The organism is Ruegeria sp. HKCCSP351 (genome assembly GCF_017872535.1).
Taxonomy (GTDB): domain Bacteria; phylum Pseudomonadota; class Alphaproteobacteria; order Rhodobacterales; family Rhodobacteraceae; genus Ruegeria.
In genome coordinates, this window is record NZ_JAEDOV010000003.1 from 290414 (window position 1) to 310429 (window position 20016).

Annotated in this window: 18 protein-coding genes and 1 tRNA gene; 9 read left to right on the plus strand and 10 right to left on the minus strand. The window is 57.8% G+C overall.

Annotated features, from left to right (window positions below; all coding sequences use genetic code 11):
- Window positions 1-41 precede the first annotated feature (41 nt).
- From I9182_RS08530 to I9182_RS08540, 3 genes are all read left to right on the plus strand, one after another.
- The gene (locus I9182_RS08530) at window positions 42-1403 is read left to right on the plus strand and encodes a glutamine synthetase family protein (protein WP_209597932.1); all 1362 of its coding nucleotides are present in this window, start codon (window positions 42-44) and stop codon (window positions 1401-1403) included.
- A 94-nt stretch (window positions 1404-1497) separates the two neighbouring features.
- Window positions 1498-2880 carry an aldehyde dehydrogenase family protein gene (locus tag I9182_RS08535; protein ID WP_209504654.1) on the plus strand — a complete coding sequence of 461 codons (1383 nt, stop codon included), beginning with the start codon at window positions 1498-1500 and terminating at the stop codon, window positions 2878-2880.
- A 67-nt stretch (window positions 2881-2947) separates the two neighbouring features.
- Entirely contained in the window at window positions 2948-4093 is a 1146-nt protein-coding gene (locus I9182_RS08540) for an iron-containing alcohol dehydrogenase (RefSeq protein WP_209597933.1), read from the plus strand.
- 62 nt (window positions 4094-4155) lie between these two features.
- Here I9182_RS08540 and I9182_RS08545 read toward each other — a convergent pair whose 3' ends face one another.
- Together I9182_RS08545 and I9182_RS08550 are read right to left on the minus strand one after the other, a co-directional pair.
- The gene (locus I9182_RS08545; RefSeq protein WP_209504656.1) at window positions 4156-5388 is read right to left on the minus strand and encodes a biotin/lipoyl-binding protein; all 1233 of its coding nucleotides are present in this window, start codon (window positions 5386-5388) and stop codon (window positions 4156-4158) included.
- Window positions 5385-5813 carry a hypothetical protein gene (locus tag I9182_RS08550; RefSeq protein WP_348540325.1) on the minus strand — a complete coding sequence of 143 codons (429 nt, stop codon included), beginning with the start codon at window positions 5811-5813 and terminating at the stop codon, window positions 5385-5387. The genes I9182_RS08545 and I9182_RS08550 overlap by 4 nt, the downstream gene beginning before the upstream one ends.
- 161 nt (window positions 5814-5974) lie before the next feature.
- On the opposite strand from I9182_RS08550, the gene I9182_RS08555 reads away from it, so the two are divergent.
- The 3 genes from I9182_RS08555 to I9182_RS08565 all read left to right on the plus strand — a co-directional run bounded on the left by I9182_RS08555 (window position 5975) and on the right by I9182_RS08565 (window position 8103).
- Window positions 5975-7048 carry an FAD-dependent oxidoreductase gene (locus I9182_RS08555; RefSeq protein ID WP_209597935.1) on the plus strand — a complete coding sequence of 358 codons (1074 nt, stop codon included), beginning with the start codon at window positions 5975-5977 and terminating at the stop codon, window positions 7046-7048.
- Complete coding sequence (locus I9182_RS08560; RefSeq protein ID WP_209597936.1) at window positions 7045-7698, plus strand: DUF938 domain-containing protein; 654 nt, start codon at window positions 7045-7047, stop codon at window positions 7696-7698. Before I9182_RS08555 ends, I9182_RS08560 begins: the two co-directional genes overlap by 4 nt.
- Window positions 7699-7767: 69 nt before the next feature.
- Entirely contained in the window at window positions 7768-8103 is a 336-nt protein-coding gene (locus I9182_RS08565) for a carboxymuconolactone decarboxylase family protein (protein WP_209504659.1), read from the plus strand.
- 41 nt (window positions 8104-8144) lie between these two features.
- Here the strand turns inward: I9182_RS08565 and I9182_RS08570 are convergent, their stop codons facing one another.
- The 6 genes from I9182_RS08570 to I9182_RS08595 form a co-directional block, all read right to left on the minus strand.
- Window positions 8145-10652 (minus strand): FAD-dependent oxidoreductase, encoded by a 2508-nt coding sequence (locus tag I9182_RS08570; RefSeq protein ID WP_209597938.1) that lies wholly within the window; start codon window positions 10650-10652, stop codon window positions 8145-8147.
- Window positions 10653-10794: 142 nt separating this feature from the next.
- Window positions 10795-11073 carry a hypothetical protein gene (locus I9182_RS08575; protein WP_209597940.1) on the minus strand — a complete coding sequence of 93 codons (279 nt, stop codon included), beginning with the start codon at window positions 11071-11073 and terminating at the stop codon, window positions 10795-10797.
- An 86-nt stretch (window positions 11074-11159) separates the two neighbouring features.
- Window positions 11160-12569, minus strand: a complete 1410-nt coding sequence (locus I9182_RS08580; RefSeq protein ID WP_209597941.1) for an FAD-linked oxidase C-terminal domain-containing protein — start codon at window positions 12567-12569, stop codon at window positions 11160-11162.
- A gap of 94 nt (window positions 12570-12663) precedes the next feature.
- Window positions 12664-14454, minus strand: coding sequence for a gamma-glutamyltransferase (gene ggt / locus I9182_RS08585; protein WP_209597943.1), 1791 nt, complete (start codon window positions 14452-14454; stop codon window positions 12664-12666).
- A 111-nt stretch (window positions 14455-14565) separates the two neighbouring features.
- Window positions 14566-14955 (minus strand): GFA family protein, encoded by a 390-nt coding sequence (locus I9182_RS08590; protein WP_209504664.1) that lies wholly within the window; start codon window positions 14953-14955, stop codon window positions 14566-14568.
- A 20-nt stretch (window positions 14956-14975) separates the two neighbouring features.
- Complete coding sequence (locus I9182_RS08595) at window positions 14976-15962, minus strand: D-glycerate dehydrogenase (RefSeq protein WP_209598093.1); 987 nt, start codon at window positions 15960-15962, stop codon at window positions 14976-14978.
- Between the two features lie 198 nt (window positions 15963-16160).
- On the opposite strand from I9182_RS08595, the gene I9182_RS08600 reads away from it, so the two are divergent.
- The 3 genes from I9182_RS08600 to I9182_RS08610 all read left to right on the plus strand — a co-directional run bounded on the left by I9182_RS08600 (window position 16161) and on the right by I9182_RS08610 (window position 17888).
- Window positions 16161-16622, plus strand: coding sequence for an SH3 domain-containing protein (locus I9182_RS08600; protein ID WP_209504930.1), 462 nt, complete (start codon window positions 16161-16163; stop codon window positions 16620-16622).
- A gap of 111 nt (window positions 16623-16733) precedes the next feature.
- Window positions 16734-17723: an NADPH:quinone reductase gene (locus I9182_RS08605; protein WP_209597945.1), complete on the plus strand. Its 990-nt coding sequence runs from the start codon at window positions 16734-16736 to the stop codon at window positions 17721-17723.
- Window positions 17724-17813: 90 nt separating this feature from the next.
- Window positions 17814-17888 (plus strand) — tRNA-Gln (locus I9182_RS08610).
- A 326-nt stretch (window positions 17889-18214) separates the two neighbouring features.
- Here I9182_RS08610 and I9182_RS08615 read toward each other — a convergent pair.
- Window positions 18215-19636, minus strand: a complete 1422-nt coding sequence (locus tag I9182_RS08615; RefSeq protein ID WP_209597946.1) for an FAD-binding oxidoreductase — start codon at window positions 19634-19636, stop codon at window positions 18215-18217.
- Window positions 19637-19739: 103 nt separating this feature from the next.
- Complete coding sequence (locus I9182_RS08620) at window positions 19740-19997, minus strand: DUF4242 domain-containing protein (RefSeq protein WP_209504668.1); 258 nt, start codon at window positions 19995-19997, stop codon at window positions 19740-19742.
- Window positions 19998-20016 lie beyond the last annotated feature (19 nt).

A 20016-nucleotide genomic window follows, 5' to 3' on the forward strand; every position in this document is an offset into this window, starting at 1 on the left:
CTGTCATGCGGCGCCCCTACTCAACGCATGAGGTTTGTTTCATGACCGCAACTCTGACTTTCGAAACCCTGAAATCGCTTGTCGCAGACGGCGCGATCGACACAGTATTGGTTTGCATGGTTGACATGCAGGGTCGGTTGATGGGCAAGCGTTTTCATGCAAGTCATTTTGTGGCTGGCGCGTGGGAAGAGACGCATTGCTGTAACTACCTGCTGGCCACGGATCTCGAGATGGCGACGCCGGATGGGTATGCTTCGACCAGTTGGGAGCGTGGTTATGGCGACTATGTGATGAAGCCAGACCTTAGCACATTGCGCCCGGTGCCCTGGCTGGAAGGTACCGCGATGGTCATGTGCGATGTGCTGGATCACCACACCCATGAGGAAGTGCCACATGCGCCGCGCTCGATCCTGAAAAAGCAGGTGAACCGCCTGAAGGCGATGGGGTATGAGGCGATGTGCGCCACCGAGCTGGAATTCTTCCTGTTCGCGAAAAGTTTTGATGCAATCCGCAAGGAAGGGTTCCGCGATCTGGAACCGATCTCGGGTTATAACGAAGATTATCACATTCTGCAGACCACCAAGGAAGAGCATGTGATGCGCCCGATCCGGAACCACCTGTGGGATGCGGGCATTCCGGTCGAGAACACCAAAGGTGAGGCCGAGGCCGGGCAGGAAGAACTGAACATCAAATATGCGCCTGCGATGGACACGGCAGAGTATCACTCGATCGCCAAGAACGCGGTGAAAGAGATCGCCTGGCAGCACGGTCATGCGGCGACCTTCCTGCCAAAATGGCATCATGAAAGGGTGGGCAGCTCGTCTCATGTGCATCAGTCGCTTTGGAAGGATGGGCAACCGGCGTTCTATGACGCGGCGGATGAGCTGGGCATGTCGGCGTTGATGAAAAGCTATATGGCCGGCCTGCTGAAATACGCCGCTGATTACACGTATTTCATGGCACCGTACATCAACAGCTACAAGCGGTTCATGAAGGGCACCTTTGCACCGACGCGGATCATCTGGTCGGTAGACAACCGCACGGCCGGGTACCGCCTGTGCGGGGATGGAACCAAGGCGATACGGGTCGAGTGCCGTATTCCGGGATCGGATATGAACCCCTATCTGGCGATTGCAGGGATGTTGGCGGCCGGGATCGCAGGGATCGAAGAAGGGCTGGAGTTGCAGCCGCCGACAAAGGGCGATGTCTATCAGGGCGAGACGGGAATGATCCCCGGCACGCTGCGTGCAGCACGAAACGCCCTGCAAGGTTCGGCCATGTTACGCGCGGCCATGGGCGATGACGTTGTCGATCACTATACCCGCGCGGCTGAGGTTGAAATCGAGGAGTTCGAACGCGTGGTAACCGATTGGGAAATTGCCCGCGGCTTTGAGCGGGCTTGAGATGGAAGAAGCGAGGGGCCAGCCCCTCGCGCACCCCGGGATATTTATGGCCAGATGAAGCAGGGATCCTGCTCTCTTTAGAGATGGAGTGGATATGGCGCAGATGTTGCAATGTGTCTCGCCGATTGATGGATCGGTTTATGCGGAACGCGAGGTGCTGTCGCGGGAGGCTGCGTTTGAGGGCGCGGCGCGGGCGCGGGCGGCACAGGCCGGATGGGCAGCGCGGCCGTTGCAGGAGCGGATTGATCTGGTGATGGCGGGTGTCGCGGCTGTTGGCGCGATGAATGATGAGATTGTTCCGGAACTGGCCCATATGATGGGCCGCCCAGTGCGCTATGGCGGCGAGTTTGGGGGATTCAACGAACGCGCCAGCCATATGGCAGAGATCGCCGAGACGTCATTGGCCGATATTGCCGTGGGCGAAGACGAGACTTTCAAACGCTATATCAAGCGCATTCCGCATGGGGTGGTCTTTGTGGTTGCACCCTGGAACTATCCTTACATGACGGCAATCAACACGGTGGCGCCCGCGCTGATCGCGGGCAACACGGTTGTTCTGAAACACGCGACCCAGACCCTGTTGGTCGGTGAACGCATGGCGCAGGCGTTCCATTCGGCAGGGGTGCCCGAAGACGTGTTCCAGAATGTGTTCCTCAGCCACGACGTGACCAATGACCTCATCGCGGGCAACGCGTTCGACTTTGTGAACTTCACCGGTTCGGTCGGCGGCGGTCAGGCGATGGAGCGTGCGGCGGCGGGTACCTTTACTGGCGTGGGCACCGAACTGGGCGGCAAGGATCCGGGTTACGTTATGGACGACGCCGATCTGGACGCGGCGGTTGATACGCTGATCGACGGCGCGATGTTCAATTCGGGCCAGTGTTGCTGCGGGATCGAGCGGATTTACGTTCACGAAAGCCTTTACGATGACTTTGTCGCCAAGGCGGTAGAGATCGTGAAGGGTTATAAGCTGGGCAATCCGCTGGATGCCGAAACAACCATAGGTCCTATGGCCAATGTGCGTTTCGCTGACGAGGTGCGCGCGCAGATTGCCGAAGCGGTTGAGGCCGGCGCGGTCGCGGATATCGACCCCTTCCCCGAGGACGACGGTGGCGCATATCTCACGCCACAGATCCTGACCAACGTCACCCATGACATGCGGGTGATGCGGGACGAAAGCTTTGGCCCGGTTGTGGGCATCATGAAAGTGTCCTCGGATGCCGAGGCCATCGCGCTGATGAATGACAGCGAGTTTGGTCTGACAGCCAGCCTTTGGACCCGCGATGTGGACCGCGCGGCGCGTGTGGGCGACCAGATCGAGACCGGCACCGTCTTCATGAACCGGGCCGACTATCTGGACCCTGGCCTGTGCTGGACCGGTTGCAAGAATACCGGGCGCGGCGGTGGTCTTTCGGTCATCGGCTATCACAATCTCACCCGTCCAAAATCCTACCACCTGAAGAAGGTCACGGGCTAAGGACGACGGCCTGCTCGGGGCTGACCCCCTCACCCGCGCAGGTCTCAAATCACAAAGGAAACCTGACATGTCACTTGTTGGAAACTGGTCCTATCCGACCGCAATCAAATTTGGTGCCGAGCGCATCAAGGAACTGCCCGCAGCCTGTGCCACAGCCGGGATGAAGAAACCCCTGCTGGTCACGGACAAGGGGTTGGCCGATCTGCCGATCACCGCGGCGACGCTGGATATCATGGAGGCGGCTGGTCTGGGTCGCGGTGTATTCAGTGACGTGGACCCAAACCCGAATGAGAAGAACCTCGACGCAGGCGTTGCGGCATACAAGGCCGGTGGACATGATGGTGTGATTGCCTTTGGCGGCGGCTCGGGGCTGGATCTGGGCAAGATGGTCGCCTTCATGTGCAGCCAGACGCGCCCGGTATGGGACTTTGAGGATATCGGCGACTGGTGGACCCGCGCCGATGCGGATGCAATCGCGCCGATCATTGCGGTTCCAACGACTGCGGGGACCGGATCCGAAGTTGGCCGCGCCAGCGTCATCACAAATTCCGAGACCCACGCCAAGAAGATCATCTTCCACCCCAAAGTCCTGCCGACGGTGGTGATCTGCGATCCTGAACTGACGGTTGGAATGCCCAAATTCATCACCGCAGGCACCGGTCTGGACGCCTTCGCGCATTGCGTCGAAGCCTATTCGAGCCCGCATTATCACCCGATGAGCCAGGGTATTGCACTGGAAGGTATGCGTTTGGTGAAAGAATATCTGCCGCGCGCCTACGCAGATGGCAGCGACATTGAGGCCCGCGCCCAGATGATGAGCGCGGCGGCCATGGGCGCAACCGCCTTCCAGAAAGGTCTGGGTGCGATCCATGCCATGAGTCACCCGGTCGGCGCGCACTTCAACACCCATCACGGCACCACCAATGCGGTCTGCATGCCTGCTGTGCTGGATTTCAATGCTCCCGCCATAGCAGATCGTTTCCAGCAGGCTGCCGCCTATCTGGGCATCAACGGTGGCTTTGACGGCTTCCGCGCTTTTGTACAGGAATTCAACGACAGCCTTGGCATCCCGCGAAAGCTGGCAGAATTCGGCGTAACCGAGACCTCAATCCCAACCCTCGTCGAAGGCGCAATCATCGACCCTTCATGCGGCGGGAACCCGATTGAGTTGACCAAAGAAAACCTCACTCAGCTGTTCAAAGCAGCGCTATAAAAATGCAAGCGCCCGGCGGGGAACCTGCCGGGCGCGTTAAGAACTGTTCTGAAGAAACCGGATCAATGCCCGGTCAGCACCAGAGTGTTAACGGGCATCAGGATCAGGCGCAAACGCAAACCTGCCGCATGGACCACGCCAATTGTGTCGACCACGTGCAGGAAAGCAGCTTTCCAAAAGCCCAAATCCTCGTGTTCCAGACGGTCATGGTTGTCAGTGTAGACGTTGGCCAGGCAGTTGCTGCCCGGAGGAAGGTCATCGGCCATACCTTCATACAACGGCTCCATATAGACCAGAATCGAGCCGGGATTGGTGTTATTCTGCACATCCCGCAATTCATCTGATGGACGGATCTGACCGGACGGTATGACATCCTGAACCTCGACCACCACAGTTGGAATTACGGTGAATGGCTTGGTCATGCAGCCCAACTCACCGATCATACCTGGTTTGATCACCTGAGCAGACAGCTGGTTGAAAGCAGCCTGAAAACGGTCATGTCCGGTATGCGATGGAACGAGGATGCCAGCAGGACGCAACAACGGGCTCACGTAATCGCCAACCTGCAGGCTAAACTGCTCGACCCGTCCGGTAACACCGGCGACAATCAGCGTTTTGTCCAACTCGGTCTGAGCGGCGTCCAGCTGAGCAATGGCGCTGGCTAGTTGCGCAGGGATCAGCTCTTCGATCTGCTGTTCGACTGCCGCACGTCTGGATTCGGCCGCAACCACCTGCGCCTCACGCTCGGCAACAAGGTTTTCCAGCCGCTCGATCTCGGTCAGCCGGACAGCGCTTGAACCTTGGTCGCGCAGGGTCGTATTTCGTTCAAGATCGTCCAGGGACTGCGCCAAAGCCGCCTTGGCACCGGCAATACCGGCATCAGCCTCGGCCAGATCGGTTTCAGCCACTATCAGCGAGGCCTGAACCTGTGCGATCTGTGCATTCGCCGCCTGAACCTGCGCTGTCTGGCTGAAATCTTCGATCCTGAAAATAGGCTGGCCAGCAGTTACCAGTTCATTGTTCTTAACGAAAATTTCCGAAACACGGCCACCTAGCTGCGGCAGGATCGTCACGGTTCGAAAATAGGACGCTGCGGTTTTACTGGCTGGGTGAAAATAGAACAGCGTGGTGATTACCGTCAGCGCCAGAATGGCACAGGTCGTAAGACCCCAGCGCAACTCGTACCACATGGTGAAAAGGGTGATCTCGTGACCGATACGTTTGCCCTGAACAAACCGGCGGAACAGATAATCGGGCAGCACCGTGATCAGGGCGCAAAGCAGGGTTTCAATCATGTGTTTTGCTCCTGCACGTCGGTGGAGTCTGAAACGCCAGGGGTTGGCACAGGTGCCTCGGGGCCCGGTTCCGAAGCAATTGCACGTCCAAGAGAACGAATGGCATCGGCGATGCTTTTAAGCGGGGTTGCAAAATCCGGAAACTGAAACCCTGCGACCAGTACGGCGGCAACCCAGAATAACCCGTTGTGAGTAAACAGGGCCAGCAGCGCCAGAATACCCACCAACTGAAATTGCGGATGGTTGTTCTCGTGCGCCATTTTCTCCGGAACCGAATGGAGCGTCAGATACCCAACACCGATCAGCACCACGAGAACGACAAAGAAGACGACCATAGCCGAAAAAAGGTAATCGCTTCCGTCAGCTGCGACGATATATCGGGGAATGTGTCCAGTGGCCATTGGATGAAGATCTGCTGCAGTCACCTTGCCCTCCTGTTCGTTTTGATACTTCTTTGACCGGGTTGAAGCCCAAATTCAAGGCTGCTTATAGTTTGGAGATTCTTCGAAAAGCCAAATGCTTGACCCAAAGAACAACATGAAACCAGAAAACTTGTGGCGAACCTGCTGCGGAAGGAACACAAATAATGATCGATTTCCTCGTCATCGGGGGCGGAGTTGCCGGGTTAAGTGCAGGCGCGCGCTTGTCACAATATGGAACCGTGATGGTTTTAGAGGCCGAAGACGCCTTGGGGTATCACGCGTCGGGTCGCTCGGCGGCCCTGTTTGAAGAAAGCTATGGCCCGCAATCCGTGGTGGCGCTGAACAGGGCTGGGGCCACGTTCCTGCACACACAAAACGGTGGGTACCTAACCCAGCGCGGACTGATGTTGATCGGTTCGTTTGACCAAAGCGAAGTTTTCGAAGCCGACCGCAAAGACCTGAACATGGAAAGAATTCCCATCGATCAGGCGGTTTCGAGCGTTCCGATCCTGAACCCGGCCAAGGTGGGTTTTGCGGCTATCAGCCAAGCTGCTTTTGACATCGATACTGATCGCCTGTTGCAGGATTACGCGCGGACCATTCGCCAGAACGGAGGAACCGTTGCAACAAAAAGCAAAGTAACCGGCATTCGAAAAGAGCGGCATTGGCTGGTCGAGGCCGGGCAGATCTTCGAAGCCCGCAATTTGGTGAATGCGGCCGGTGCATGGGTGGACGAGATCGCCAAGCTTGCAGGGGTACCGCCCATCGGCATCTCTCCTCGCCGCCGTTCAATGGCGCGGCTGCCCGCCCCCGGGGGCCATGATGTATCCGGATGGCCCATGATGTTGGGCACGGGTGAAACATGGTACGCCAAACCGGACGCGGGCAAATTGCTTGTTTCGCCTTGCGAAGCCGATCCCGCACCACCTCAGGACGCCTATGCCGACGACATGGTGTTGGCCGAAGGTCTGGCGCGCTATGAAGAATTAATGACCGAACCAGTAACACGGGTCGAAACGAACTGGGCAGGATTGCGCAGTTTCGCACCGGACGGAACCTTGGTGCTTGGGCCTGACCCGATCGATCCGTCGTTTATCTGGTCTGCGGGTCAAGGCGGGTATGGTTTCCAAACAGCACCGGCAGCTTCGCAGTTGCTGTGTGATTTGGTGGTCGGAAACACGCCGGTGCTGGATCCAGACAGTGTTAAGTCGCTGACCCCAAACAGGTTGAACAGATGATCAAACGCAATCTACCGCCCTCTGCGAATGTCGCCAACGCAAGTGAGGATGGGAAACTGGTGGCCCCGGCAGCGACGCGAAACTCCGATGCGCTTTGCGCGTTGCTACAAGACTGGGCACCGCGCCGTGGGCACGCGCTGGAGATTGCAAGCGGAACCGGTCAGCATGTCTGTGCGTTTGCTGATTTGCTGCCCGATCTGACGTGGCATCCCACCGAACCTGACCCTGAACGCCGCGTTAGCATCGACGCCTATACCAGCGCCTTACCCAACGTGGCAAATGCCGAACATCTGGACGCAACGAATTCGGGCTGGCATGCGCGCTTTCCTTCGCAGGACCTGATCGTCTTGATTAACCTGATACATTTGATCAGTTGGCAGGACACCAGAGCCATTTTCGCCGAAGTCGCGCAGTCCCTAACTGAAAACGGGAGGTTCGTTTTGTACGGCCCATTCAAACGCTCGGGCCAATTGACAAGTGGCGGGGACAAAAAGTTTCACGAGGCTCTGATCGGACAAGATCCCGACATTGGCTACAAGAACGACGAAGATGTCCTTGGCTTGTTCCAGGACGTAGGGTTGCGCGTGCTGAAAACCATCGACATGCCCGCAAACAACCTTGCATTTGTTTCCCAACGCCCGGCCAACTGATCGAGATCAAGGTCAACTTACCACTGCCCGCACATATTCCCGTTATCTTATATGAAAAAGGCACTCAAAATGGCTTGGCAAGAAAAGCTCTCGGCAACACGAACCAGCTTGCGCAACCTCAACGGGGCCATTCCCGACACGTCGCGCGCATTCGGCGCACTTGGGAAGGCTGTGAAGGAAGGCGGAACGCTCGACTATAAAACAAAGGAATTTATTGCGCTGGGTATGTCGGTATCGCTCCGCTGCGAGCCCTGCATTACTCTGCACACCGATGCGTTGGTCAAAGCGGGTGCAACACGCGAAGAGGTGTCCGACGTTTTGGGTATGGCCATTCAGATGGGTGGTGGGCCAGCCATGATGTATGCCGCCAAGGCGTTGGAATGTTTCGACGAACTATCCGCGTAACCAACAGAAAAGGCCCCGGAATTTCCGGGGCCTTTGATTGATCAACCGTCCTTGCGGATGGTTTCGTTTTTCGGATCGTATGGGCTGTCGCAGGTGACAACCGCATCCCACAACTTGTCCTGCATCTTGACCTTCAGCTTGGTGCCTTCGACCGCCAGTTCAGGCTTCACATAGCCCATACCGATCGACTTCTCGAACGCGACCGAATAGCCGCCCGAGGTCAGGCGACCTACACGCTCGCCTTCCGGCGTATACAGCGCCTCGCGGCCCCACGGGTCAGCATCGGCCGGACCGTCGATCAGCAAGGTGCAGCACTTGACGCGCACACTGGTCTCTTCCAGCTTGGCTTTGCCGTGGAAGTCCTTGGACAGGTCGACAAAGCGCGGCAGGTCGGCTTCCAGCGGGGTCGCGTCGCGGCCCAGTTCGGTGCCAAAGGCGCGATAGGATTTCTCCTGACGCAGCCAGTTCTGGGCACGGGCACCGACCAGCTTCATGCCGTGCTTTTCACCGGCTTTTTCCAACAGGTCGAACAGGTAGTTCTGCATCTCGATCGGATGGTGCAGTTCCCAACCTAGCTCACCGGTATAGGCCACGCGGATCGCGTTGACCGGGCACATGCCCAACTCAATCTGACGCGCCGACAGCCAAGGGAAGCGTTTGTTGGACAGTGCAGTTTCCGGGTCGGCGTCCTTGATAACTTCTTTCAGAACGTCACGCGACTTGGGTCCGGCGATGGCGAAGACGCCCCATTGCGTGGTCACGTCCTGGATCTCGATGTAACCGAACTCCTCCATCTTGTCCTCGGCCGCTTTACGCAGGTAATCGGCGTCGTACTCGGTCCATGCACCGGCAGAGACGATGTAGTAGTTGTTCTCGCCATTGCGGACGATGGTGTATTCGGTACGAGTGGTGCCGTGCGCAGTCAGCGCGTAGGTCAGGTTGATGCGACCGACCTTGGGCAGTTTGTTGCAGGTGAACCAATCCAGGAACTGGGTGGCACCGGGGCCTTTGACGACATGCTTGGTGAAGGCCGATGCGTCGATCAGGCCAACGCCTTCGCGGATCGCCTTGGCCTCTTCGACGGCATACTGCCACCAGCCGCCACGACGGAACGAGCGTGCTTCCTTGTCGAAATTCTCGGGCGCGTCCAGCGGACCGAAATAGTTCGGACGTTCCCAGCCATTGACCCAGCCGAACTGAGCGCCACGCGCTTTCTGGCGGTCGTACGCCGGAACGGTACGCAGCGGACGGCAGGCTTCACGCTCTTCATCCGGGTGGTGCAGGATATAGACATGCTCGTAGCATTCTTCATTCTTGCGCGCCGCGAACTCGGTGGTCATCCAGTTGCTGGAATAGCGTTTGGGGTCCAGCGAGGCCATGTCGATCTCGGCTTCGCCATCGACCATCATCTGTGCCAGATAATAACCGGTGCCGCCCGCAGCGGTGATGCCAAAGCTGAAACCCTCGGCCAGCCACATGTTACGCAAACCCGGGGCCGGACCAACCAGCGGGTTACCATCCGGCGTATAACAGATCGGGCCGTTGAAATCATCCTTCAGGCCGGAATCGGCACAGGACGGCACGCGCTCGGCCATTGCCATGTACTGCTCGGCGATCCGGTCCAGATCCAGAGGAAACAGGTCGGCGCGGAAGCTGTCCGGAACGCCGAATTCGAACTGCGCAGGGGCGCCGTGTTCATAGATGCCCAGAATCCATCCACCGCGTTCTTCACGCGCGTAAGATTCGTTGTCGGCGTCGCGGACAACGGGGTGCTCGGGGTTGCCTGCTTCGCGCCATTTGACCAACTCGGGGTCTTTATCCATGACGATAAAGGTATGTTCCACCGGGATGGCAGGCATTTTGATGCCCAGCATCTTGGCGGTGCGCTGCGCGTGGTTGCCCGACGCGGTCACAACATGTTCGGCGGTGATCACGACCTGTTCGTCGGAAGGCACCAGGTTGCCTCCCTTTTCGACCATCTTGGTGCAAGTCACTTCCCAGTGCGTGCCGTTCCAGTGGAACGCGTCAGCCTGCATCTTGCGCACGATTTCGACGCCACGTTGACGGGCCCCCTTGGCCATTGCCTGAGTCACATCGGCAGGGTTAATATAACCGTCCTCGGTGTGATAGATCGCGCCCTTCAGATCCGATGTTTCGATCAGCGGCCAGCGTTCCTTGATCTGGTCCGGGGTCAGCCACTCGTATTTCACATCACAGGTTTCGGCGGTCGAGGCATAGAGCATGTATTCGTCCATACGCTCTTGCGTCTGTGCCATGCGCAGGTTGCCCACAACCGCGAAGCCCGCATTCAGGCCGGTTTCTTCCTCAAGCGTCTTGTAGAAATCCACGGAATACTTGTGGATATGGGTCGTCGCATAAGACATGTTGAACAGCGGCAACAGGCCCGCGGCGTGCCAGGTGGACCCGGACGTAAGTTCGTCCCGTTCGATCAACATCACATCGTCCCAGCCTGCTTTGGCCAGGTGATAGGCAATCGAGGTCCCAACGGCGCCGCCGCCTACGACCAATGCTTTGACTTGGGTTTTCATAACCGGGCGTCTCCCCTTGAAATCAGTTGACACCATATGGCGTACTTAAGGGGGATAGCGCGACATTCATCCGACCAGTGATATGAAAAAAACGACCCGAATATCGAAAGCGGGTCGCAATTCATTCGTCCGGCCGCTGCCCTCAACCACTGGAACGGCAGCGTTTGCTTGTTCCGACCGAGACGCAGACCAATTTGCCGCTTTCGTCCGAGGGACTTTTCACCGCCGGTTCCTGTGATGGCGAAGGCTGCGCCTCTGCCGTGAACCAGCCGTCAGAAAGACCGACACGCGAGGATACCGAGGCAAGATATTCTTTCATGCCAAAGCCATTTTCCGATGCTTTGGCTTGCTGAACATAGTCCAGCCCTGCAACGGCCAACCCGCAGATGGCTACAAACCCCGCCAGATATTTTGCGCTCATGTCGACCACCTGTCCGTTTTCGGCCCTGTAAGAACAATACTTGTGGGCGTTTTGAGGGCACAAAAAGGACTAGAGGGTGAATACAGCTATGTGTCGTCCGACAAGATCTTGCCGGGATTCATGATGTTGCCTGGGTCCAGCGCGGCCTTGATCGCAGCCATGTATCGCGTGGCGGCGCCCAGTTCCCTGGTCAGATACGGTCTCTTTCCCTGCCCGATGCCATGTTCACCGGTACATGTGCCTTCCATGGATATCGCCATGTCGTTCAGCCAGCCGACAAACGCCTCGGCCTTGGTAACTTCTTCCACGTTTTCCATGTCGATCAGCAGCAGCGTATGAAAATTGCCGTCCCCCACATGGCCCACGATGGGGGCCAACAAGCCGAGGCCGGCAGCCTTCTTCTGCGTCTCGGTCACACACTCGGCCAGGCGCGAGATCGGTACGCAGACATCGGTCGAAATACCCCGCGCACCGGGGCGCAATTGCAGACACGCCCAATACATATCGTGCCGCGCCTGCCACAGTTTGTTTCGTTCTTCAGTAGTCGACGTAGCCGCAAAGTCTGTGCCACCAAATTCTTCGGCGATCTGACCAAAGGTTTCAGCCTGCTCTACGGCACCACTTTCCGAGCCGTGAAATTCCAGCAACAACAATGGTGTATCCGGCAGACTCAGCCCGGAATAGGCGTTGGCGGCCTGAACCGACAACTCGTCCAGCAACTCGATCCGGGCAACCGGAATGCCGTACTGAATGGTCATCATCACCGCACGGCACGCGGCATCGACTGTCGGAAAGGAACACCGCGCCGAACTGATGGCTTCGGGGATACCCTGCAACCGCAATGTCAGCTCGGTGATGATTCCCAACGTGCCTTCCGCCCCGATCAGAAGACGGGCCAGATCATAGCCGGCCGAAGATTTCTTGGCCCGGTGCCCGGTTCGGATGATCTGACCGTCTGGCATCACGGCTTCAAGGCTGAGAACGTTGTCCTTCATCGTCCCATAGCGCACCGCATTGGTGCCCGACGCGCGAGTGGCAGCCATCCCACCCAGCGACGCATTCGCCCCGGGATCAATCGGAAAGAACAGGCCCAGATCGCGCAGATGGGTATTCAACGCTTCGCGCGTGACACCGGGCTGCACGACGCAATCCAGATCCTCGGCATGAACTGCAAGCACACGATCCATCTGCGTCAGATCGACCGAGATGCCCCCTGCCGGGGCATTTACATGCCCTTCCAGCGATGTTCCTGTACCGAACGGGATCACTGGCACCCGGTGCGCCGCACAGGTTTTGACGATGTCCGAAACATCCTGCGTCGAATGCGGGAAAACCACGGCATCGGGGACTTGGTTTTCGATCCAGGTCGTGGTGTGCCCATGTTGTTCACGGACAGCGGCACCCGTTTGCAACCTGTCGCCAAAGCGCTGCTTGAGAATGCTAATTACGGTTTCAATACCAGCTTCATTCCTTGGCAATGCGGTTGCCTGCACCATTGTCATCCTCCCCTGCCCCAAAAACGTTTCGGGCCTTTCAGCCTATGACTAAAAGGCCCGTTGAAAGCAGGCAATCCCCACTAATACCGAGGGTCTATTCGCCCAGCGCAATTCCTTCGCGGCGCGGGTCGGCTCCACCGCTAAGCCCGTCACCGATTTCGATTGCGTGCAGCCCAGAAGTCAGGTCGCGCGCGTTGACTTCGAAACCCAGCTGAGCAAGCGCGTCCGTAAATCCTTCTGCCGAAGTCGCAGCCTCGACATCATATGTTCCGAACCGGTTGACCAAATGAGGCAGGGAAACCGCCTGCTGCACGTCCATTCCCCAATCGGCCCAGGCGATGATGGACTTGGCGACATAGCCGATAATCCGGCTGCCGCCCGGAGACCCGATAGCCAGAACCGACTCGCCATCCTTTAACACGATAGTCGGGCTCATGGATGAGCGCGGACGCTTGCCCGGCTCCAGCCGGTTGGCAATCGGCACGCCGTCGCTGTGTGTCTTGAACGAGAAATCAGTAAGCTCGTTGTTCAGCAGGAACCCGTTTGTCATCAGGCGTGACCCAAAACCATTCTCGATTGTCGTCGTCATCGACAACACATTGCCATAGCTGTCCACGATCGAGATATGCGAGGTTGACGGCAGCTCCAGCGACACGTCGTCCGCCCAAATCAAAGCATGGTCAAATTCCGGTTTACCCGGTGCGACCTCGGACAAGGCCACTTCGCTTTCCAGCAACGCCGCCCGCTGGGACAAGTAACCCGGATCAACCAGCCCCTTGGTGGGCATGGGTATGAAATCGCTATCTGCCATGTACCGCCCACGGTCCGCAAAGGCGAGGCGCGAAGCATCGCCGATCAGGCGCCATGCCTCGGCACTTTCGGCGCCCATTGCTGCAAGATCATAGCTGTTCAACATCCCCAGAATCTGCCCGACGGTCAGGGCACCCGACGACGGCGGACCCATGCCGCAAACCTCGTAGGCGCGGTAATCGGCACAAACCGGTTCTCGTTCGATCACCTGGTAGAGCGCCAGATCCACCCCCGCAAGAACGCCGGGATTTCCGGGGGCGTTTCGGACTGTTCGCACGATATCCGCAGCGATCTCACCTCCGTAAAAACCGGCAGCGCCATCGCTGGCTAGCATGCGCAATGTTTCGGCATAATCCGGGTTCATCAAACGCTGTCCCTGCCGCAACGGCTGACCATCAGGCAGGAAATATGCAGCTGTTTCGGGAAAGCGGGACAGGCGGTCCGCATCGTTTTCGACAAGGCTGGCCAGACGCGGGGAAACAAGAAACCCTTCATCCGCCAATCGGATACCGTCGGCAAACAGTCTAGGCCAAGACGCGCGCCCCCATCTTCGATGCGCCTCTTCCAGCAGTGCAGGCGTACCCGGTGTACCTACCGACAATCCGCCCACCACCGCATCAAAGAATTTCAGCGGCTCACCGTTTTCGTCCTGAAAGAGCGTCGGGGTTGCGGCGAGGGGCGCTGTTTCGCGACCGTCCAGCGTTGTCATTTGCCCGCTGGCCGCGTCGTACCAAACCAGAAACGCTCCCCCGCCCAGACCAGAGGATTGCGGCTCAACCAGCCCCAGCACAACCTGCACGGCCACCATCGCATCCGCAGCAGACCCGCCCGCGCGTAGCACTTTGGCTCCGGCTTCCACCGCCAGCGGATTGGCCGCAGCTATCATCCAGTTTTCGGATGTGACCGGAACTCCTTCAAGCTTGGCTTCGAGGGCCGCAATAACCTCGTCGGTCATCGCCTGAACCTGCCCCTCTGTCGCGCCCTCAGGGGCGACGACGTCGGCTGTTTCCTGCGCGAACCCCGGTGTCGAAATAGTAAGTGCGGTCGAAAGCAGCAGTGCTGAAACATGTCTCATCTGATCTAACCCTCCAATACAATCTTTATTTTCAATCCTGTAAGGATTTTGCCCCCTCTGCAACGATCAGGCATGGCAGCGTGTTATCACAGCGAAGTTTCGCCATTTCCCCTATGGTTCGGTTTCTTCGGCGCGACGATCCTGATCATAGCGGGTTGTCTCGGCAAATTCGGGTAGCCACGCCTCGCGCCGTTTGGTCCAGCATTCATATGTCGGTGTGAATTGGTCTGGCGCGTCAAGACAGCCCAGATGCACTTCAACTTCGGTGCCGCTTCGGGCAAATACCGGAGATCCGCATTCGGGGCAAAAGTACCGGTCGGAATAACCTTTCACATTGCCGGTGATTTTAACCGCATCCGCCGGAAAAATGGCCGCCGCATAAAACAACGCGCCATGGTGTTTGCGGCAGTCCAGACAATGGCAAATCCCGACGCGAAGAGGACGACCCGAAGCTGAGACACGCAGATTCCCACAGCGGCATCCCCCTTCAAACACGTCCATACATGATCCTTTCCGACGCGTCAGAGCATCGCAGGCACAACCTGATCCGGTGGGCGATGGCCATCTTCGAAGGTTTTGATGTTGATGATGACCTTTTCGCCCATCTCAACCCGGCCCTCCAACGTGGCCGACCCCATATGCGGCAGTAGAACCACATTGGGCAACTGCCGCAAGCGCGGGTTTACACCGGTTCCCTGTTCGTACACATCCAGCCCCGCGCCCGCAATTTCACCCGCGCGGATCATCCGGGTCAAAGCGTTCTCGTCGAGAACCTCACCCCGCGAAGTATTCACGATCACTGCCGTGGGTTTCATCAGCTTCAGGCGGCGCGCGTTCATCAGGTGGAAGGTCGACGGCGTCGATGGGCAGTTGATAGATATCACATCCATACGTGCCACCATCTGATCCAGGCTTTCCCAATAGGTCGCCTCCAGCTCTTGCTCAATCTCTGGGCGCAATCTGCGGCGGTTGTGATAGTGGATCTGCATACCAAACGCCTTGGCGCGGCGGGCCACGGCCTGTCCGATCCGGCCCATGCCCAGAATACCCAAACGCCGCCCGCCAATGCGACCACCCAGAAACGCGGTGGGGGCCCACCCGGTCCAGTCGCCTTGCTGCATGACGCTCAACCCTTCGGGAATGCGCCGTGTGACAGCGAGAATCAGGGCCATGGTCATATCTGCCGTGTCGTCGGTCAGCACACCGGGCGTGTTGGACACCAATATGCCGCGCTGCCGCGCCGTCGCCACATCGATATTGTCGACACCGGCCCCGTAATTGGCGATCAGCCGCAGCTTTTCACCTGCCTGACCCAATAGCCCGCCATCAATGGTATCGGTCACCGTAGGCACCAGCACATCGGCATCCTGTACCGCTGCTACAAGTTCCTCACGCGTCATTGGCGTGTCCTCGTCGCGCAGGCGCACGTCGAACAATTCGCTTAACCGGGTTTCTACTGCCTCAGGCAACCGTCGCGTAACGACAACACTTAAACGTTCTCTTGGCACCTCGGCTCTCCCACTGCTTTGCAAACGGACGCGCGCCATGGCATCGTGGCGCAGGATAAGGCGGGGCACAAGAACCCCAATGGCATTGTGTCGACCTTTTTTCAAAACCGGATCAACAGGCATAAGAGCGGGCAGTCAGTGAGTGGTATTCGACCGGTAAAACGCCGATCTCTGGCGGTAGTTTCCGTATTTCTGGTCATGTTCGGTGTCTGTGCCGCTCAGGCCGAGGTCAAACGCGGATCGGTCACCAACCTGCCCCTGCCCCGCTATGTGTCGATGAAGGCAGCCGAAGGCAACGTGCGACGCGGACCGTCCCTGACCCATCGAATCGACTGGGTGTTCAAACGGCGCGGCATGCCGCTGCAGGTCACTGCCGAATATGGCAACTGGCGCAAGGTCCAGGACCGCGACGGCGCGGGTGGCTGGGTTCACTATGCCTTGTTGTCTGGCGTCCGGACGGTGCTGATCGAATCCGAGATGCTGCCTGTTTATGCCCGCCCCGATCCAGCCTCGCCCGTGAATGCCCATTTCGAGACCGGGGTGGTGGCGCGCCTTGGAACCTGTTCGCTGGACTGGTGCCGGATTACCGCCGGCGGATACCGTGGCTGGACATTGAAATCAAACCTTTGGGGCGTCGACCCTTCCGAAATTCGGGAATAGGCGGAAGACAATTTCCGGTATCCGCGGTTGCGCATCGCCCCGAAAAAGCGCCACAAGGTGTTTGAGTTACCAGCGCAATCGCCGCTTAACTCGACCTAAACGGAGGACCCTATGCGCGCAGTCACCTATTCAGCCTTCGGAGACGCTGTCGATGTCTTGCGTATACAGGATATACCCCCGAGTTCGCCTGGACCGGGTGAAGTCACGGTCGAGCTGTCCTTTTCCGGCGTAAACCCCTCGGACATCAAGGCCCGCGCGGGGGCCCGACCGGGTGTCACAGAACCTCCGTTTCCGCTGATCGTTCCGCACAGTGACGGGGCTGGAGTCATCACAGCAGTGGGCGATGGCGTACCCGCGACGCGGATTGGCCAGCGCGTGTGGATCTGGAACGGGCAATGGCAGCGCGCATTCGGTACAGCTGCCAGCCACATCACCCTGCCCGAATCCCAGGCTGTGGAACTGCCCGAGACGGTGTCACTTGAAACCGGGGCAATTCTTGGAATTCCGGGCCTAACCGCATGCCATGCGGTGTTTTCGGGCGGCACGCCGCGCGGGCAAACCGTTTTGATCCATGGCGGGGCGGGAACTGTCGGTTACCTAGCTGTGCAACTTGCCAAATGGGCCGGAGCCAAAGTGATCGCAACGGCCAGCGCCCGCAGCTTTGACCGGGTCAAGGCAGCTGGTGCAGATGTCGTTCTCGACTACACCGGTGAACACCTTTCGGATCAGATCCTCGACGCAAATGATGGACGTGCAATTGGTCGAATCGTCGATGTCGAATTTGGACAGAACCTTGACACCAACATTGCCGTCATCGCCGAGAACGGCCGTATCAACGCATATGGATCTGCCCGGAATATGACGCCCGTCTTTCCCTTTGGACCTATGATGTTCAAGGCCGTGACACTCGAGGCGGTCCTGATCTACCTGCTGCCTGCGAACTTGCGCGCCGTCGCAATAAAGACACTACACAAGGCACTGGCTGATGGCGCCTTGACCTGCCCAGTTCATAAGGTCTTTACGTTGGAAGAATGCGCTGCGGCCCATGTGATGGTACAGGAAGGCAACCGTACCGGAGCGGTGTTGATCGATACCAAATGAGGGGCCTTCAAAAAAATTTTACGGCGCTCGCTTTTTTTGCAAAACGCTCTTGAACCCTGCCATCAACAATCGTAGATAGCCGCTCACCGTTGGGGTGTAGCCAAGTGGTAAGGCAGCGGTTTTTGGTACCGTGTATCGTAGGTTCGAATCCTACCACCCCAGCCATGATTTTCCCTAAAACTGCGCACTCAACAGGAAGCCGCCAGTTCTGTCGAGTTTTCAATGATTTGGCTTTCAGCGGTTTAAGCCGAGACCCGAGCGTGAGCGCAACAATGGTCGATTTCCAGCCGCGGTCTCAGTTCGTGATTCCGACGCTAGGACTTTGACATCATCAGGAACAGAAAGAAAAGTGCGGGTTGCTTGGTATCGACTGAGAGCTGCCATGGGCTAGGATTGCGGGATTGAAAATATCCGTACAGCGTCGTTCTCTAGGCAAGACCATGAGGTGTCAGCAACACTCCCGAACCAAAGCTTTGATGTTGCAGTCTTACTTACCCCCGTGAAGGCAAGATATTGTGATTGATCCGGAACAGATTGCCCGGATCATAAATACCTTTGATCTTGGACAGCTTTTCGCCGTTCACACCATAGGCGCCGGTCATGTGATCTGCCTGATCTTCAGGCATGAAGTTCACATAAGCACTGCCTGTTGAGTACGGCTTCATCTGTTCGTACAGCCGGCGTGCCCACCCGATGCAGGAGTCATCCTTGTCAGGGTCCTCCCATCGTGTGTGAACATTCATAATGAAATGCGCAGATCTTTGCGGGTAGGCGGTAGAAGCGGGTTCAACGCGGGCCATCGCGCCACCGACATGAGCAATGAAAACCTCGCAAGCGGGATCAGGAAGGGTGGAAATCGCGTCCAGCAGGTCCGTGATGGCGGCCGGGGGCAACGTGTTGAAGTCATGACTTTTCCAATAGTTGCGGACGCCCGGCGACAACAGGGGATCAAAAGCCGCCTGCCAGTCCACGAACCTGTGCGGTGAAATGACATCCACAATCGGCTCACCCAGCGCACGTAAGGCCGACATTGCTTTTTCACCCTCATCCATCGGGCCGCTATAGCACGCTGCGAAAATCAGCACCTCGCGCCCGTGCCACTCTTCCGGCAGGAACGGGAGCGGCGGCGCTTTTCGCATCACGCTCCAGACGGTGAGCTCATCGGGGGACGTGTCCGCAATGGCCACAAATTCGGAAAGTAGTTCTGGTGCCTTTTCGATCGGGTGCACGATCAGGCCGGACAGGACATCCGGCCCAAGATCATGCAACTGGAATTCGAATGAGGTGACGACACCAAAGTTTCCGCCACCACCACGAATGGCCCAGAAAAGTTCCGGGTGACTCGTGGATGATGCGGTGACAATCGCGCCATCCGCGGTGACGACTTCTGCTGACAGAAGGTTGTCGATCGTCATGCCGAATTTCCGCGTCGTCCAGCCGAAACCTCCGCCCAGGGTCAACCCGGCGATGCCGGTGGTCGAATTGATGCCTGTGGGGACGACAAGACCATGGGCCTGTGTTTCGCGATCAACGTCGCCAAGCAACGCACCCGGTGCAACCCGGGCAGTTTTGCGGGCAGGATTCACATGAACTGAACGCATCTGGGACAGGTCCAGCATGACGGCCTTGTCCGCGACGGCGTGCCCTGCGATCTGGTGTCCACCTGATCGAACGGTCATCATGAGGCCTGCTTGTCGGACGAAATTAATTGCCTTCTGGACATCGCTCGCCCCCATCGCACGGATCACGAAGGCGGGGTAACGCTCGAACATGCTGTTCCAGGTAATCCTGGCTTCTTCATATTCCGGGGTCCCCGGCAGGTAGACCCCGCCGCGCAGTGAGGCATCAAGCGCGTCCAAATCGCCTTGATCCACAGACGCGATACGTCCGTCGAGTGCTTTCAGGTCAAACATGCGTAGGCCTCCCTTGGTTCAGGAAAGGTTTCGCGCACGGCTGCCTCGTGAGTTTGTTATTGCCCTGGGAAGGGGATATTTGGTTGTGGGAGAAAGCTGGTCGTCAGGCAAATATTCCCGGATCGATCCGATCTACCGGCGTGATGACATCGGCTGGAATGTTCAGACGTTCGGCCGCTTTTCGCAGGCTTTCTTCATCCGGGGCTTCGTAAAGGCAGTATGTCTTGCGCTTATCTGCGCTGAGGAAGGAAAATATCCATTCAATGCCGACTTCGTCGTTGATTTCTTTGATGTGAATTTTGTCGTTGTCGCTGATATTCAGCTGTTCCGCAAAATTTCGTTCAATGATGTATCGTGGCATTATGCCCCCCAAGCATTTT

Coding starts and splice junctions, on each gene's coding strand:
- I9182_RS08600 (WP_209504930.1), top strand. CDS start 16,161: ATGTTCGGTGTCTGTGCCGCTCAGGCCGAGGTCAAACGCGGATCGGTC.
- I9182_RS08555 (WP_209597935.1), top strand. CDS start 5,975: ATGATCGATTTCCTCGTCATCGGGGGCGGAGTTGCCGGGTTAAGTGCA.
- I9182_RS08605 (WP_209597945.1), top strand. CDS start 16,734: ATGCGCGCAGTCACCTATTCAGCCTTCGGAGACGCTGTCGATGTCTTG.
- I9182_RS08535 (WP_209504654.1), top strand. CDS start 1,498: ATGGCGCAGATGTTGCAATGTGTCTCGCCGATTGATGGATCGGTTTAT.
- I9182_RS08580 (WP_209597941.1), bottom strand. CDS start 12,569: ATGGTGCAGGCAACCGCATTGCCAAGGAATGAAGCTGGTATTGAAACC.
- I9182_RS08545 (WP_209504656.1), bottom strand. CDS start 5,388: ATGATTGAAACCCTGCTTTGCGCCCTGATCACGGTGCTGCCCGATTAT.
- I9182_RS08560 (WP_209597936.1), top strand. CDS start 7,045: ATGATCAAACGCAATCTACCGCCCTCTGCGAATGTCGCCAACGCAAGT.
- I9182_RS08565 (WP_209504659.1), top strand. CDS start 7,768: ATGGCTTGGCAAGAAAAGCTCTCGGCAACACGAACCAGCTTGCGCAAC.
- I9182_RS08615 (WP_209597946.1), bottom strand. CDS start 19,636: ATGTTTGACCTGAAAGCACTCGACGGACGTATCGCGTCTGTGGATCAA.
- I9182_RS08575 (WP_209597940.1), bottom strand. CDS start 11,073: ATGAGCGCAAAATATCTGGCGGGGTTTGTAGCCATCTGCGGGTTGGCC.
- I9182_RS08530 (WP_209597932.1), top strand. CDS start 42: ATGACCGCAACTCTGACTTTCGAAACCCTGAAATCGCTTGTCGCAGAC.
- I9182_RS08620 (WP_209504668.1), bottom strand. CDS start 19,997: ATGCCACGATACATCATTGAACGAAATTTTGCGGAACAGCTGAATATC.
- ggt (WP_209597943.1), bottom strand. CDS start 14,454: ATGAGACATGTTTCAGCACTGCTGCTTTCGACCGCACTTACTATTTCG.
- I9182_RS08540 (WP_209597933.1), top strand. CDS start 2,948: ATGTCACTTGTTGGAAACTGGTCCTATCCGACCGCAATCAAATTTGGT.
- I9182_RS08590 (WP_209504664.1), bottom strand. CDS start 14,955: ATGGACGTGTTTGAAGGGGGATGCCGCTGTGGGAATCTGCGTGTCTCA.
- I9182_RS08570 (WP_209597938.1), bottom strand. CDS start 10,652: ATGAAAACCCAAGTCAAAGCATTGGTCGTAGGCGGCGGCGCCGTTGGG.